Here is a 14,558-nt window from a genome sequence, read left to right on the forward strand (position 1 = left end):
AACTTTTCATGATGGGCATGCGGGCTGAATTTGAGAATATTCAGAAGCTGTATTACAATTTGTACAATCACAACACAAAGGAGAATGCGACATGAGGGAAAATGTTTTTCAAGCCATCGACCGTCAATACGACAAGATGGTGGAAACACGACGGTATCTCCACCAATACCCGGAGGTTTCTTTTCACGAAGAGAAGACCGCGCAATTTATCGCAGATACATACGAAAGACTGGGGATTCCCTATGAAAGCGGAGTCGGCGGCAACGGGGTTGTCGCTGCTCTGAAAGGTGGAAAACCAGGCAGAACGGTTGCCCTGCGCGCCGATTTTGATGCCCTGCCGATTCAGGAGGAAAATGATGTCCCCTACCGCTCTAAGCACGACGGAGCGATGCACGCCTGCGGCCATGACGGCCATACGGCAGCCCTTTTAGGACTGGCCGAAGCTCTTGCACCCTATCAGAGCGAACTTCCGGGCACGGTCCTGTTCCTTCACCAGCACGCAGAGGAATATGCTCCCGGCGGCGCAAAGCCGATGGTCGAAGCAGGCGCCATTGAAGAAGCGGATGCTGTCTTCGGCACGCACTTATGGGTCAATGCACCGACAGGGGTCATTCAAACGTCGAAGGGGCCGTTCATGGCTGGTGCAGATCGTTTTGAAATTACGATCAAAGGAAAAGGCGGACACGGGGCCCAGCCGCACCAGACGAAAGATGCCATCGTCATCGCTTCCCAGCTCGTGACAACGCTGCAGCAGATTGTCAGCCGGCGGATCGACCCACTGAAGACGGCGGTCGTTACTGTCGGGACTTTGGAAGCGGGCGGCACCTTTAACGTTATCGCTGACTCAGCCAAGCTGACCGGAACCGTCCGGACATTTGACGCCGATGTGCAGGAGCTGATTATCAGCGAAATGGAAAAAATCATCAAGGGAACATGCCAGGGATATGACGCCGACTATGACTTCCTTTATGAGAAAGGTTATCCACCGGTCATCAACCACTCCGATGAAGCCGAAATCATTTTGGAACATGCGCATAAAGCGTCCGATTCCCTTGTTACCGAGGAAGTAGAACCCGTTATGGCCGGAGAGGACTTCGCTTATTACTTATTGGAGAAGCCCGGCGCTTACTACTTTACAGGAGCTCAGATTCCGGATCACTACTACCCGCACCACCATCCAAAATTTGACTTTGACGAGTCTGCACTGCCTCATGCTGCAAAGACACTGTTTCAGGCTTATATGAGCTACCAGGAAAAACACGGGTCTTAAAGAAACCGGAGACGAAAGGATTGTAGAGCCGTCTCCCCCAGCTGCTCCAACAAACGTCCATTGGCAACAAAGCCGACGACGGCACCGATGCCGGGGACGATTTGGAGCAGCTTTACTATATCCAGCGTATCCCGGTACTCCATCTGGAGGGTTTTCCAGTCCACAATCTTTTCTTCAATCGGAACGTCCTTCCAATTCATCACTTTTTCCTTCGTCTGCTTCCTCACTTCATCACTGGAATAAGCCAGCATAAAGACGTGCATCAGGTACACTCGGTTCTCATAGGAATGGATGTTCATCCCACATACCTGTGCTGCATCAAACAAAAACTTCATTTGAATACTTAACAGCAGAGGAAAGTCAGCGAGCCCCAGCCATATACCGCCAGCCCCCGTCCCGGCCCCTTCCAGTGATGCCGTCCTTTTATACTGCTTCAGTAGTTCTTTAACCTTCCTCTCCCGCTCTTCCCAGGTCCAATCTTCTACAGCCACAGGTCTGAGATATTCAGAAGTGGTTAAGGCGGCTTCGATCATGGAACGGACACTCTCTGTCATCAGCTTATGAATGCGGCCGGGGATTCGGTTGTTGATCCGCTGCTGAAACGGCTTTGACGTCCGCTGCAGAAGGGCAGACCGTTTGTCCAGGGACCGGCTCCAGCGTACGGCTTCTTTTTTAACCTTTTGTTCATAGTTCAATGAACATCCTCCTTCAAAAAAGAAGGCTGCTCCACGCAGCCTTCAGCCTGTAGAGCAACCCCTGTTTCTTTACAAACTTTTTTCTTTCTTACCGCCAGGAGCGAAAGCCCCTTCCCTTTCCGCGGACGAGCGCCCGAGCTTCCTCGCAAAACCCACGCTCGGCGATCTCGAACCACTCGTTTTTCCGCAGGAGTGGAAGGGGCACCGCTCCTTGGGAGTTCTTTTTCATATTTCGGCAGGCAGCCGTCATCAGCGCCTGTGCTTTCCCTTTTTCTTTTCCACACAAGCGCCAACAGCGCAGCCCGTGCCGTTCTTTTGCATCTGCGACCCTGCGCAATATATTCTAACGTCGGCACGAGGAGCGTTCGGTGGTGACGCCTGCGGGAACAGCACGGGCCGAAGATCTACTTGGGCAGGCGGTCTTCCTGACCAAGTCAGCTGAGGGCGTGCCCGCGGCATTCATCCACCGATAAGCGGAAAGTAACCCTTCACACGACAAAAGGGCAGCTCTAACTGGTTAACTCAGGCTTTTTCTAAAGCCAGTAGGCTGCTCCACGCAGCCTTCTTTTCTAGTTTAGTCGTTGTTTAACATACGTTTGTACAAAAGCATAACTGAACAAGGTACCAAGCACCCAGATACCGATCATCCCTGTCCATTGAAATTGGAGAGCAAGCAGCAGTCCGAAAACGACCGTCTGAAATAGCATAATCATCCTCAGCCATTGCAGGACTGCCTTCTGCTTCCACTGTTGCTGCACAGGATAAAGATCGAGCCAGATGATGGTACGATGGTGATTCCAGAGGGTCATCATTTGAAACCCGCTCAAGTAAAGGAACAGCAGGGCAAATGCCCCTTTCACCCAGACGTTCGGGACAAACCAGATGGCGAGCCCCCCGATAAGGATCAGCCGGAGATACATTCCTAAATAATCACTGCTTCTGACAAACGTAATCCGGAACAAATAGGTAAAGGCGTGATCCTGCCGGAATGGAATCCCCTGCGCAAGCATCCGGACAAGGCCGTGTCTTTTCTTTACGGTGTTTTTTAAATGCGGAACATCGGTGAACATGTTGGCGATCCGGTAAAAAGCCCGCATCCGCTGCTGGTCTTTTTCCACGAGCAGGTCCCAGACGAGGCCGGCCTTTCGGCTTGCCAGTGTATACGTGTAGAGGACGAGCCCGGCAAGCAGAACGGTCACAATGCCGGCAAACACCCAGTCCCCGCGGGCCAGAAAGAAGAAAATGAAGCCGTTCAAGAGGGCCTTAGCTCCCTGGTCCATCAGGCGGGTCCGACCATTCCTTTCTTTCAGCATCCACCAGTTGGAAAGCATATTCCAAGCCTTCACCACCAGGAGGACACCGATCATCATGAAATAGTGACTGCCTCCAAGAGTTGGAAAAGACGCCAGATATAATGGGCCGAGAGCAGCGGCCACAAGGAAGATTAAATAAAGCTGGACGAGGTAACTGTAGTAGAGACACCGCTTGAAATAATCATTGAGCTGGTATTCAGCCGGGAGGAGAAATACTAGATCCGGCTCTTTCAGAAGCGTCCGCACCGGGCTGTAGCCGGCTAGAAATCCAAAAGCCACAGCAGTGACCAAAGCCGTGGGAAAGTTCTCCGGAAGATCCTGCAGCCACTGCTGGTAATAATAGGCCGAGGCTGAAATGAAAAACAGCATGGCGACCGCAATATGACCATTAAACATGTATTTCAAATACCGGCTCGTTTCTTTTAGGTGCCCGGAAAAACGCGCTGTCCAGAATTCTTTCGCATTAATCATGCTGTTCTTCCTTTGTAAGCTCGACATAAATATCATCCAGGGAAGCGTGCGGACGCCCGAAAGATTGACGCAGCTCTGCCAGCGTCCCCTGTGCCCGGATCTCCCCGTCGTGAAGAATAACAAAACGGTCACAGTATTTCTCCGCTGTCGCCAGGATGTGGGTGGACATGAGAATACCCGCTCCCTTCTCCTTCATTTCCTCCATCATCTGCAGGTAGGATTGGATCCCAAGAGGATCGAGACCTACGAACGGTTCGTCCACGATATAAAGTTCCGGCTCTATTAAAAAGGCGCACATGATCATCACCTTCTGACGCATCCCTTTAGAGAAATGGACGGGAAACCATTTCAGCTTTTTCTCCAGACGGAATTCCTTCAGTAATGGATCAAGACGCTTCTTAAAAACATCTTCAGGGATGTTGTAGGCCATAGCTGTCAGATGGAGATGCTCATAGAGTGTGAGCTCATCATAGAGAATCGGCATTTCCGGGATATACCCCAGCTGCTGCCGGTACTTCTCAGGGTCTTCATCGAAACGGGTGCCGTTGATGGAAACCGTTCCCTGCTTCGCCTGCATCAATCCGATGATATGTTTAATTGTTGTACTTTTGCCCGCGCCGTTCAATCCGATCAACCCTACGATTTCGCCGGGCTTCACATCAAGACTGATGCCGTGCAGGACGTTTTTATGCGTATAGCCTCCGTGGAGGTTTTCAATATGTAACAAAGACTGCATGCTATCCCTCTTTTCATTGGTCCATCTGAATGAATTTTATCATATTTTTCCTCGGCATACACGCCGGGCAGGCATTTCAACAATGGGCGCCCGCTGCTGCTTATGATACAATACAGGCAATAATGAAAGGAGTGTCAGACATGGCAGAATCGTGTATCTTTTGTAAGATTATTGACGGAGAAATCCCGTCCGCTAAAGTGTATGAAGATGAAAAAGTGTATGCTTTCCTTGATATCAGTCAGGTGACGAAGGGACACACGCTCGTCATCCCTAAAACACACTGCAAAGATATTTACCACACCCACCCCGACACAGCAGCAGCTCTTTTCGCCAGAGTTCCTAAAATTGCCAATGCAATTAAGGAAACGTACGAGCCGGAGGGCTTGAATGTGCTGAACAACAATGAAGAACCAGCCGGACAGTCCGTTTTCCATCTACATATTCATTTGATCCCGAGGTATGGGGATGATGATGGGTTCGGAGCGAAATGGGAAGTCCATTCCGATGATTACTCCCCCGAACAGCTTCAGGCGATTGCCGGGGAAATCAGCGGACGGATTCCACATTAACTTCAAGGGTCATTTTTGATTTTCCATGCTGATTTTTGTATAATACGAGTATGCATTCGCAGGCGGTCAGAAGGACACGTCTGGAATGTCATTCAGAAGAGATTAGAATAGTTGAGGAGAGATGTTCAATGAATATTCGAGTATTAGTAATGTTGTCCCTGCTTGTTGGTATTGGTGCTGTGCTTCATGCGGTGGCTCCACCGTTTTTCTTCGGGATGCGCCCGGACATGATGCTGGCCATGATGTTCCTTGGAATACTGATGTTCCCGAAAGCCCCATATGTACTGCTTCTGTCATTAGCCACCGGTTTTATCGCTGCTTTGACTACGACAGTACCCGGCGGACAGCTTGCCAACTTGATTGACAAACCATTGACAGCCTTCGCTTTCTTTGGACTTGTACTGCTGACGAAAAAAATCTCTAATCATAAACTGACGCAGCCGATCCTTGCCGGTATTGGAACAATGATCAGTGGATCCATTTTCCTTGGCGTTGTTCTCTATATCATCGGTCTGATGGAAGCGAGCTTTGGCGTAATGTTCGCCACAGTCGTTCTCCCAGCTGCGGCCTTCAATATCTTGTTTGTTGCCGTTATGTATCCTATTGCCACGAAGATCCTCAAACGTTCTTCCATGGCAGGACCGGTCCGGCAGGCGTCGTAACCTTGTCAGTCATCAAAGGCACTACTTTTCTGTAGTGCCTTTGTTATACTTAAAACGACAGATGTTTTTTATCATTTTAAGGTTTCATTCTTACATATTAAGAGAAAATAGAACCATGGAAATGGATCTGAAAGGAGATGGACGGATATGCCAAATGGAAAATCGTTAGCTCTGGGTATTTTAGCGGGAGGTGTCATCGGAGCCGCCTGCACACTATTTAACGCCCCTTCATCCGGAAGGGATTTTCGTGAAAATGCCAGACTGAAAAGCGAAAACCTGAAGAATACCGTGCTGAGCCTGAAAGAGGATGGCATGCAGCTCAGGGACCAGATCACTCAGACATCCAAAGAAGGTGCCGAGTTAATCAAGGAGCTTTCCGAAGATGTAAAAACCTCTATCGAAAGCTGGAAACGGACCGTTGAGCCTCACCAGAAAAACATCCAGAAATATTTGGAGCAGATTGAAGAGAGCCTGAAGGAGCTGGAGGAAAAAGCGAAAGTCGACCAGAACACGGATCCCTCCCAGCCCAGTCATGAAGTCATCAACCATCAATAAACCGTAAACCCCCGTTGTCCAGACGGGGGTTTTTTCTATTCCATCCAGGCAGGGGCGCAGGAGAAAAATAAAAACCCGTACAGTGGACTTTCTCCTCACTGTACGGGTTTAACATATCCGGAAAATCCTATTTCAGTTGTTATTCAGCCGGTGTCAGGTCCTCAATAGAATCAACATCCATATAGGATGGAACGACAAGACCGATTTTAGCGCCTTCCAGGTTGGCACCAAGGTCCACAATGCTGTCCTCGTGTTTTTCATACTGACTTCCGTGAGTGACCGGCAGCCAAGCTGCGACCATTCCGGAAGCTTCTCCAGAGGCTACAGATTCCCACATCGGCCCGTTATCCAGGGACGTCAGGGTGACGTCAAAGCCTTGCTGCTTCAGAACTTCTCCAACGACATGAGTGGAAGCAATTTCAGAGTCCCACATCACATACACAAGCTTCACTTCGGTACCCTCTACTTCTTCCGTTCCTTTGGTCCACTCAGCTACAAGATCTTCATTTTCCTCGATCCATTTTTGAGCGGCTTCTTCTTCACTGCTGCCTTCATTGATATCCAGCATGACAGATTCCATGTCTTCGGTTGTCCAGTTGAACTGGTCTAAAATCTTATAAGCGTTCGGCTTGTCTTCTTCCAGTCCTTCGCGAACCATCGTTTTAATCTGCTCTTCTTCACCGAAGATGCCTTCAGGGTCCTCTAAATATTCCAGATCATATTTAGAAAACTTCCAGTGCGGTGTCCAACCTGTGACAATAATCGGCTCTTCATCCTCGTATGCTTCTCCGAGAGCAGCAGCCATGGCCCCTGAGGATGATGTGGAAACCTCCCACCCTTTCAGGCTGTCATACTCCTCTACAGCTGTCTGAGCTTTACTGACAACACCGGCACCTGCTTCCACACCGGTAATCTCATAGTCCATTTCTTCTCCGTAGCTGACGTCTTCTGATGAAGAATCACTTCCGGACGACTCTTCTTCTGATGACCCACATCCTGCAGCAATCAATGTCAGTGACAACCCTGCTGCCATACCTAAACGTTTCCAGTTCCACATGTAAATCTCTCCCCTTTGAAAAATGTGTGTATTAGAAAAAGACCATGGTCTTTTCTCTCTTTACTGCTCGCCACGCTGTGTATTCAGGTTTTGAGTAAAACGATCAATGATAATGGCCAGGATGACAATACCCAGACCTGCGACAAATCCTGTACCTACTTCTGCACGCTGCAACCCGGTAATAACCGTCTGTCCAAGACCTTTGGCTCCGATCATCGAAGCAATAACGACCATCGAAAGGGCAAGCATGACCGTCTGGTTGATACCAGCCATAATCGTTTTCTTTGCCATCGGCAGCTGGACTTTGAACAGCTTCTGTACGCCGGTCGTACCAAAGGAATCAGAGGCTTCAATCAATTCGTGAGACACCTGGCGTATACCCAGGTTTGTGAAGCGCACCGTCGGCGGTGTAGCAAAAATAACAGATGCGAAAACACCTGGTACCATTCCGATACTAAAGAACGCTACCGCTGGAATTAAATAAACGAAAGCCGGCATCGTCTGCATAAAGTCCAGAACAGGAGTGAAAATCTTTTCCACCGTCCGGCTCTTCGACATCCAGATCCCAAGCGGAATGCCCGCAATGACACAAATCAGACTGGCAAACACAACAAGGGTGAAGGTATTCATCAACTCTTCCCACAGTTCCTGGTTATGTATGAACCATAGACCAATCACGGAAAAAGCCGTCAAACCGAATTTCCTCCCGGAGACAAAGAAAGCGAGCACTCCAACGACCGCGATAAACAGCCACACTGGAATTCCCATCAACCAGTCTTCTGCTACAAGCTCGATAAAGTCTCCGAAATCATTTTTTATAAAATCAAATAAAAATCCAAATGTTTCTGTCGTTAATTCCGTTGCATCTGAAACCCATTGGGCTACTGGAATTTTAGGAATCGATTCCATTTACATTCACCTCATTTCCTGCAAGTGCTGCGATGACCGCGCCGCGTACGATGATCCCTTTCAGCTTCCCATCATCAACGACAGCCACTGGAACAGGGGCATCATGGATGATGTCGAAGATCTCCTGCATTGATGTTGAACTTTGAATTTGGGGAACATCGGTCCGGAGAATGCCTTTCAAGTCCTTCACGTCCTCCCTGGCTGCCTCTGATACATCATCAGCTGTAACATATCCATGAAGATTTCTCCGGCTGTCCGTCACATAGATGGTGGAAAGACCTTCTTTACGCATTCTTTCAAGAGCCGTCCTTGGGCCATGTTTCTCGACATCCACCGTTTCCGGCCTTTTCATAATGTTTTCAGCCGTCAATACTTTCGACCGGTCGACATCTTCTACGAATTTCTCAACATAATCGTTGGCAGGATTCACGAGAATTTCTTCCGGCGTTCCAATTTGAACAATACGTCCATCCTTCATCAACGCGATACGGTCGCCGATTCTTAAAGCTTCATCAAGATCGTGAGTGATGAACAAAATCGTTTTCTTCATCGTCTCCTGCAGATCAAGGAGCTCATCCTGCATTTCCTTACGTATCAATGGGTCTAAAGCAGAAAAGGCTTCATCCATTAAAAGAACTTCAGGATCATTGGCAAGCGCCCGGGCTAGTCCGACCCGCTGCTGCATGCCCCCGGAAAGCTGCCCCGGGAACTGATGGATGTACCCGCCAAGACCAACCAGTTCAAGAGATTCCTCGGCTTTTTTCTTTCTTTCCGATTTATCAATGCCCTGAACTTCAAGGCCGAACTCCGTATTTTCCAGGACAGTCCGATGTGGGAACAACCCGAATTTCTGAAAGACCATACTTAGCTTCTGACGTCTGACCTCCCGGAGGGAGCGGCTGTCCATCTTCGCTAAATCTTCCCCGTCAATGAGTACACTTCCTTCCGTCGGCTCAATGAGACGATTGATCAGACGTACAAGTGTGGATTTCCCACTGCCGGATAACCCCATAATGACGAAAATCTCTCCTTCTTCGACGTTAAAGGAGGCTCGGTTTACCCCTACCGTATTTCCGGTTTTTTCTAAAATTTCTTCTTTCGTTTGTCCTTCATCTAAGTATTTCGTCGCCTTTTTGGCGTTTTTACCAAAAATCTTTGATAAATTTTCTACTTGTATGACCGGCACGTTTTCACCTCATTTTCTAAAAATCTCAAACTGTGACTTTGAACTTAGTACCTTATACACTGTAACCTATTTAAAACTAAAAGTTCAAACGCACTTTACTTTAAAATAAGTACAAAAATTACGTACAGTTCAAACTGTACGTAATTTAAAGGGTGTAATGCTTCATATTTCGTTTAATTTCGACAAAATGCTCACCAATCTCTGGTTTTCCTCGGATTACCATTTATAGTAATGTAGTCGTAGAACGTAAAAAGGAGGAGCATATGGGAGGAAACGATCACCACAACCTGGAAGACATCCAGATGAAAGTCATACACGAATTTTCTAAAACCCTGGAGATGTTCGGTTTATCCATGGCTGACTCCCGCTTGTTTGTCACCCTGTACCTTCATCCATCGCCGATGACGCTGGATGAGATGAGCAGCGCGCTGGGAAAAAGCAAGACGGCCATGAGCACTGGTATCCGGAATTTATCCGATCAAGGACTGGTTGAACGTGTGTGGAAAAAAGGGGTTCGGAAGGATTTATATACATCCACCGCCAACCTCTACAAAACCTTTATGACTTCCTACATACAAAAATGGCAGACAGCCGTAGCTGAACAGGAAAAGGAATTATCGGCTGTGGAAGGACAGATGAAAGAAAATTTTAAAGGCTGTGTAAAACAGATGGAAAAGGATGAAGCAGTATTATTACAGGAGCGGATGCAGGAAATGATCCATTTTCACACCCGTCTTTTGAAAGCGCTCCAAAGTCTTCAACCGGCTCCTTAGCGGGCTTCTCACCAGTAAACAAGTGTTTACTGGTATTTTTTTATCATTTTTCTGTTTTTTACACCTTGTCAAATACAGAAAGTTTTATATTATTATAAAGAGGGAATAGGTTAATGGTGCAGCATATTATAACTTTCCTATTGCCGCCAATTCTGGCACAATAGAATTAAGAATATACCCAAAGAAGGTGAAATTGGTGAAGGATAAGATCACAAAGCGAGAAGCCATTTATTATAGTCATAAAATGGCACAATTGTCCAAAGCGCTTTGGAAAGCCATCGAGAAGGACTGGCAGAACTGGATCAAACCTTTTCAGTTAAACATCAATGAACATCATATTCTATGGATTGCCTACCACCTTAAAGGGGCCAGCATTTCTGAAATATCCAAATATGGTGTGATGCACGTTTCTACTGCTTTCAATTTTTCAAAGAAAATGGAGGAACGTGGACTTCTTCAATTCTCCAAACGTGAGAATGACAAAAGGAATACTTATGTGGAATTGACTCCTGAAGGAAATGACCTTCTGGAATCCACACTCAATGAGTACGATCCGGATGACAATTCGGTGCTCAAAGGTGTCATGCCGATGACCGAGATGTTTGGTAAACTTCCTGAATTCCTGGATTTATCCGCCCTCATTAAAGAGATTTACGGCGATGAATATATGGAGATATTGGAGCGTTCCCTTGAAAACATTGAGGAAGAGGCTTTGGTGTCGGAACCGACGGATTTGGAAAAGTACAAACAAAAGTCACAGAAGTCTCGTTCTTCTTAAGGCTCCAAGTGCTTTTATCTCATAAACGCGGACTTATATGTGTAAACCCCTTTCCTGCCATGCATGGGAAAGGGGTTTTTTATGTATAAGACAGAAGAAGCTCTGTCAGTTCTTTATAATACCCCTCGCTATGAAGGGCTGCGAGTGATTGTGTAATCGGAAGCTTCCAGCACACCATCCCCGCATAGTGAAAGAGTAACGAAGAGTAATCCAGCAGCCCCTCTTCCCTCTCTGCCTCATAGATATCCGAGAGGGTCTGGAGCAGGTTCATCGTCTCGTCATATTCCCGTTCTGTTAAATTTCTTTCAATCACTAATTTAGTAAAAGGATAGCGGTCAATCTCCTTCATGCTGCTCAATAATTTCAGTTGAAAAGAAAGAGTGTCACAAAGATTCACATTCTTCATACATTTCCCTCCCCACTCGCTCTCACCCTTGTCACAGCAGGGGTTACCACCGTTTTTATATCCAGTGAAATCTTCAGCGGTATTTTTTACGAAAAACCTATTGCTTTTTGTCTCTAAACATACTATTATTCGTCTTGTGCTAATAAAACGTTAGAGAAAACGTACTCCTATCATATCGATAATCATAATAAAATCACAGCATTTTTTGTAGTAAGGGGGGATTCTTATGATGAACTGCTGGAAATCAGTGAACATCAATAAAGAATTCGGATTAAACCGTGTTTATATCATGTCTATTCTCACAGGACTCTTGTCCTTTTTAATTCTTTACCTGCCGTTTTCCATGATCCATGCGACGCATGATATGAACGACCATGGTTTCATACCGCTTCTGGTCATTCTGTTCTTTCTGCCGTCGATTCACAGGCTTATGCATATGCTGCCTTTGATGCTCAGCTATAAGCGGCTTCGGGTTCACTTTAAATTCAGGAAACGCTGCGTACCAACGTTCACCTATCAATGCAAGACAAGGCTGTCCAAACAAATGTCCATGATGATGGCGCTGGCACCGACTTTTTTGATTACTGTTCCAACACTCGTCATGAGCTATGTCTTCCCGAATTACTTCGCTTATCTGGTGCTGTTTGCCTCCGTTAATATCGGCCTGTCTTTTTCTGATTTTCTTTACGTCAGTCATTTCGCCAAAGCACCGAAGAAATGCATCATTGAAAATGCCAAAGACGGCTATGATATTCTCATCCACCAGCCGAAAGCATAAAATCACAAACAGCGTTCATACGGAGCGCTGTTTTTTTATGAACAGGAACAGGGTTTTCCTGTTCAATCCAGGGAAACTTTGATAGAGTGGTTTCATAGGGAATAAAGGAGGTTCATCAACATGGCATTTGGTTTCAGCTTGTACGCGCTCGTCATTTTATTCGTGTTTAACTCACTCACACATTCCTTATGCTTAAAAACGAAAATGTCGAACGAGAAGCAGACTCGTGTATTCCGAACAATTAATGTGCTGATCACAATTTTACTCATTTCATCCTATGTGGAAGTCTTAAATACACTATAATGACCCAGGCCGCTGATCCCTTCAGCGGCCTGTTTTATATTCTTCTGGATTAGGAAAGGCTGAGGATGGAAGCAGGCTTTCCTTTTTCATTGAACATTATAGTATAGAACAGGGAAAATGTGTTATATTTACTCATAGGCTGTTTCTATAACCTCTACGTCATGAAAAATTACAAAATGTTTTAGGAGTGTCATGCACATGAAAAAAGTAGCCATTACTGCTGCATTGGCAGCAAGTGTCTTTACCCTTTCGGCTTGTTCATCAAGCGCAGACGATTCTGAAGTAGTCGTCCAGACGAAAGATGGAGAAGTGACGAAAGAAGAGTTCTATCAGGAACTGAAAAGCCAGTATGGCGAGCAGGTACTTCAAAGCCTTGTCATGAAAGAAGTGCTGGCCAACAACTATGAAGTTTCCGATGAAGCGGTTGAAGAAGAACTGCAGACGTTGAAAGACCAGTACGGAGAACAGTTTGAAACGGTTCTTGAGCAGAATGGATTTTCTGATGAAGATGCCTTTAAGGAAACCATCCGTATGAGCCTTCTTCAGGAAAAAGCGGCATCCGAAGATGTCGAGATTACAGAAGAAGAAATGAAGCAGTATTATGAACGCATGAAAACAGAAGTTAAAGCAAGCCATATTCTTGTAGAAGATGCGGAAACCGCTGAAGAAGTTCAGAAAAAGCTGGATGACGGCGGGGACTTCGCAGAACTTGCTGAAGAATACTCCACAGACGGCTCTTCTGAAAACGGTGGAGACCTTGGCTGGTTCGGCCCTGGTCAAATGGTCGCTGAATTTGAAGAGAAAGCATACGAGCTGGAAAAAGGCAGCGTCAGTGAACCTGTGGAAACACAGTTCGGCTACCATATCATTAAAGTAACCGACAAGCGCGACAAAGAAGATATCGAGTCTTATGAAGATACCAAAGATGAAATCCGCCGCACATTGGTCAGCCAGCAGGTCGACCAGGCACAGCTTCAAGAGAAGATGGATCAGCTTGAAAAAGATGCCGAAATCGATGTGAAGCTTGATGAATTCGAAGGTTTGTTCGATGATTCGTCTGAAGAAGGCGAAGCCGCAGATGAAGAATCAGGCAGTGAAGAAGAGAATACAGAAGAATAATAAAAAGCCGGGTGAGCCTTCACCCGGCTTTTTAATTTGACGTCATTTTCTGTTTTCCCCGCCGCTGCTTTTCCCGCTCTATCCTTTTTAAATACACCTGACCCTCTTTTTCAATGAATTCCTGCTCCAATGAATGTTCCGCTCTCATCGCCCGAAAGGCCATATAACCGCTGAAAAATATAAAAGCAACACATAAAAATACCCAGATCGGCAAACCGAATAGCATCCGCTGTTCCTCCCTGCCCTGTTTACCATTAGCCTATGTACAAGGATGCTTGAATATGAACAAGCTTCCCTTCCATAAAAAAAACGCCCCGTGCTTCTCTCCTATGGATGGAGGAAGCCGGGGCAGTCTTTTATGTTATTCACTCTTTTGATCAATTTTCGGGACGTATTTAAAAATTTCCCCGGATTCAACAACATGGATGAACTTCATCAACCAGCGGTAGTAGTTCTGGGCATATTTTAAACGGTCAATATCCACCTGGATCTTTTCCTTCAACTCTTCATCTGACGTGCGGCTCTGAAGAGATTCCAGTTCCTGAACCGCCTCATCCGCTTCTTCGATGTTTGTTTCTGTATGATGTCTCCACCGGCTCCCAAAAAGGGATGTAAAGGATTTGTACCAGTCTTCTTCCGACTTGTACAAGTCTTTACGGACTCCTTTTTTAAAGGAAGGTTCCACCATTTTCATATCAGACAAAGCCCGGACACCTGTGGACATACTTGTCTTACTCATCTCAAGAGCTTCACGCATATCATCCAGCGTCATCGGCTCCTCGGAGAAGTACAACACGCCATACAGGCGCCCTATGGAAGGAGTCACCCCGTACAGGCTCATATTTTTAGCAATCACCTGAATGAATTGTTCAATTGTTTCTTCGTATTTCGTCCAGTCTTTATTATTTGTTTCTGGCAATGGAAACCCTCCAATTGCATAATGCTCATGTAATCTTAGAACATTTTATCATTAAAGTC

18 protein-coding genes are annotated in these 14,558 nt (G+C 46.4%); 9 read left to right on the forward strand and 9 right to left on the reverse strand.

Going from position 1 to position 14,558, the window contains the following annotated elements; genetic code table 11:
* The first annotated feature begins 91 nt into the window (after positions 1–91).
* Positions 92–1,270, forward strand: a complete 1,179-nt coding sequence (locus tag GLV97_RS12375; protein WP_160834858.1) for an amidohydrolase — start codon at positions 92–94, stop codon at positions 1,268–1,270.
* Here the strand turns inward: GLV97_RS12375 and GLV97_RS12380 are convergent.
* From GLV97_RS12380 to GLV97_RS12390, 3 genes are all read right to left on the reverse strand, one after another.
* Positions 1,267–1,965 (reverse strand): EcsC family protein, encoded by a 699-nt coding sequence (locus GLV97_RS12380; protein WP_160889772.1) that lies wholly within the window; start codon positions 1,963–1,965, stop codon positions 1,267–1,269. The two genes, GLV97_RS12375 and GLV97_RS12380, sit on opposite strands and share 4 nt — an antisense overlap.
* A 569-nt stretch (positions 1,966–2,534) precedes the next feature.
* Positions 2,535–3,749: an ABC transporter permease gene (locus GLV97_RS12385; RefSeq protein WP_160834856.1), complete on the reverse strand. Its 1,215-nt coding sequence runs from the start codon at positions 3,747–3,749 to the stop codon at positions 2,535–2,537.
* Positions 3,742–4,485, reverse strand: a complete 744-nt coding sequence (locus GLV97_RS12390) for an ABC transporter ATP-binding protein (RefSeq protein WP_160834855.1) — start codon at positions 4,483–4,485, stop codon at positions 3,742–3,744. The genes GLV97_RS12385 and GLV97_RS12390 overlap by 8 nt, the downstream gene beginning before the upstream one ends.
* Before the next feature lie 140 nt (positions 4,486–4,625).
* Between GLV97_RS12390 and GLV97_RS12395 the strand changes: the two genes are divergently transcribed.
* The 3 genes from GLV97_RS12395 (at position 4,626) to GLV97_RS12405 (ending at position 6,271) form a co-directional block, all read left to right on the forward strand.
* Positions 4,626–5,054: an HIT family protein gene (locus GLV97_RS12395; RefSeq protein ID WP_160834854.1), complete on the forward strand. Its 429-nt coding sequence runs from the start codon at positions 4,626–4,628 to the stop codon at positions 5,052–5,054.
* 128 nt (positions 5,055–5,182) lie between these two features.
* Positions 5,183–5,716, forward strand: coding sequence for a tryptophan transporter (locus GLV97_RS12400; RefSeq protein WP_160834853.1), 534 nt, complete (start codon positions 5,183–5,185; stop codon positions 5,714–5,716).
* Between the two features lie 147 nt (positions 5,717–5,863).
* Positions 5,864–6,271, forward strand: a complete 408-nt coding sequence (locus tag GLV97_RS12405; protein WP_160834852.1) for a YtxH domain-containing protein — start codon at positions 5,864–5,866, stop codon at positions 6,269–6,271.
* 139 nt (positions 6,272–6,410) lie between these two features.
* On the opposite strand, the gene GLV97_RS12410 is transcribed toward GLV97_RS12405, so the two are convergent.
* From GLV97_RS12410 to GLV97_RS12420, 3 genes are read right to left on the reverse strand one after another with little or no spacing between them, the layout of a single operon-like run.
* A complete protein-coding gene (locus GLV97_RS12410; RefSeq protein WP_202409545.1) occupies positions 6,411–7,328 on the reverse strand; it encodes a glycine betaine ABC transporter substrate-binding protein in 918 nt (305 codons plus the stop codon).
* Between the two features lie 60 nt (positions 7,329–7,388).
* Positions 7,389–8,237 (reverse strand): ABC transporter permease, encoded by an 849-nt coding sequence (locus GLV97_RS12415; RefSeq protein WP_160834851.1) that lies wholly within the window; start codon positions 8,235–8,237, stop codon positions 7,389–7,391.
* Entirely contained in the window at positions 8,221–9,423 is a 1,203-nt protein-coding gene (locus GLV97_RS12420) for a betaine/proline/choline family ABC transporter ATP-binding protein (protein WP_160841660.1), read from the reverse strand. Before GLV97_RS12420 ends, GLV97_RS12415 begins: the two co-directional genes overlap by 17 nt.
* Before the next feature lie 263 nt (positions 9,424–9,686).
* Between GLV97_RS12420 and GLV97_RS12425 the strand changes: the two genes are divergently transcribed.
* Complete coding sequence (locus tag GLV97_RS12425) at positions 9,687–10,196, forward strand: GbsR/MarR family transcriptional regulator (protein ID WP_160889773.1); 510 nt, start codon at positions 9,687–9,689, stop codon at positions 10,194–10,196.
* Positions 10,197–10,383: 187 nt separating this feature from the next.
* On the forward strand, positions 10,384–10,974 hold the full coding sequence (locus GLV97_RS12430; RefSeq protein ID WP_373562339.1) for an HTH-type transcriptional regulator Hpr: 591 nt from the start codon (positions 10,384–10,386) through the stop codon (positions 10,972–10,974).
* Between the two features lie 79 nt (positions 10,975–11,053).
* On the opposite strand, the gene GLV97_RS12435 is transcribed toward GLV97_RS12430, so the two are convergent.
* Entirely contained in the window at positions 11,054–11,380 is a 327-nt protein-coding gene (locus GLV97_RS12435) for a DUF1878 family protein (RefSeq protein ID WP_160834847.1), read from the reverse strand.
* Positions 11,381–11,606: 226 nt separating this feature from the next.
* On the opposite strand from GLV97_RS12435, the gene GLV97_RS12440 reads away from it, so the two are divergent.
* From GLV97_RS12440 to GLV97_RS12445, 3 genes are all read left to right on the forward strand, one after another.
* On the forward strand, positions 11,607–12,158 hold the full coding sequence (locus GLV97_RS12440; protein ID WP_160841662.1) for a DUF3267 domain-containing protein: 552 nt from the start codon (positions 11,607–11,609) through the stop codon (positions 12,156–12,158).
* Positions 12,159–12,278: 120 nt separating this feature from the next.
* Entirely contained in the window at positions 12,279–12,461 is a 183-nt protein-coding gene (locus tag GLV97_RS20000; protein WP_027956542.1) for a hypothetical protein, read from the forward strand.
* 198 nt (positions 12,462–12,659) lie between these two features.
* Positions 12,660–13,580 carry a peptidylprolyl isomerase gene (locus tag GLV97_RS12445; protein ID WP_160834845.1) on the forward strand — a complete coding sequence of 307 codons (921 nt, stop codon included), beginning with the start codon at positions 12,660–12,662 and terminating at the stop codon, positions 13,578–13,580.
* A gap of 31 nt (positions 13,581–13,611) precedes the next feature.
* On the opposite strand, the gene GLV97_RS12450 is transcribed toward GLV97_RS12445, so the two are convergent.
* Together GLV97_RS12450 and GLV97_RS12455 are read right to left on the reverse strand one after the other, a co-directional pair.
* Positions 13,612–13,806, reverse strand: coding sequence for a sporulation YhaL family protein (locus tag GLV97_RS12450; RefSeq protein WP_160834844.1), 195 nt, complete (start codon positions 13,804–13,806; stop codon positions 13,612–13,614).
* Between the two features lie 135 nt (positions 13,807–13,941).
* Positions 13,942–14,499, reverse strand: a complete 558-nt coding sequence (locus tag GLV97_RS12455; protein WP_160834843.1) for a GbsR/MarR family transcriptional regulator — start codon at positions 14,497–14,499, stop codon at positions 13,942–13,944.
* Between the last annotated feature and the right edge of the window lie 59 nt (positions 14,500–14,558).

The organism is Halobacillus litoralis (assembly GCF_009856355.1).
GTDB lineage: Bacteria > Bacillota > Bacilli > Bacillales > Halobacillaceae > Halobacillus > Halobacillus litoralis_B.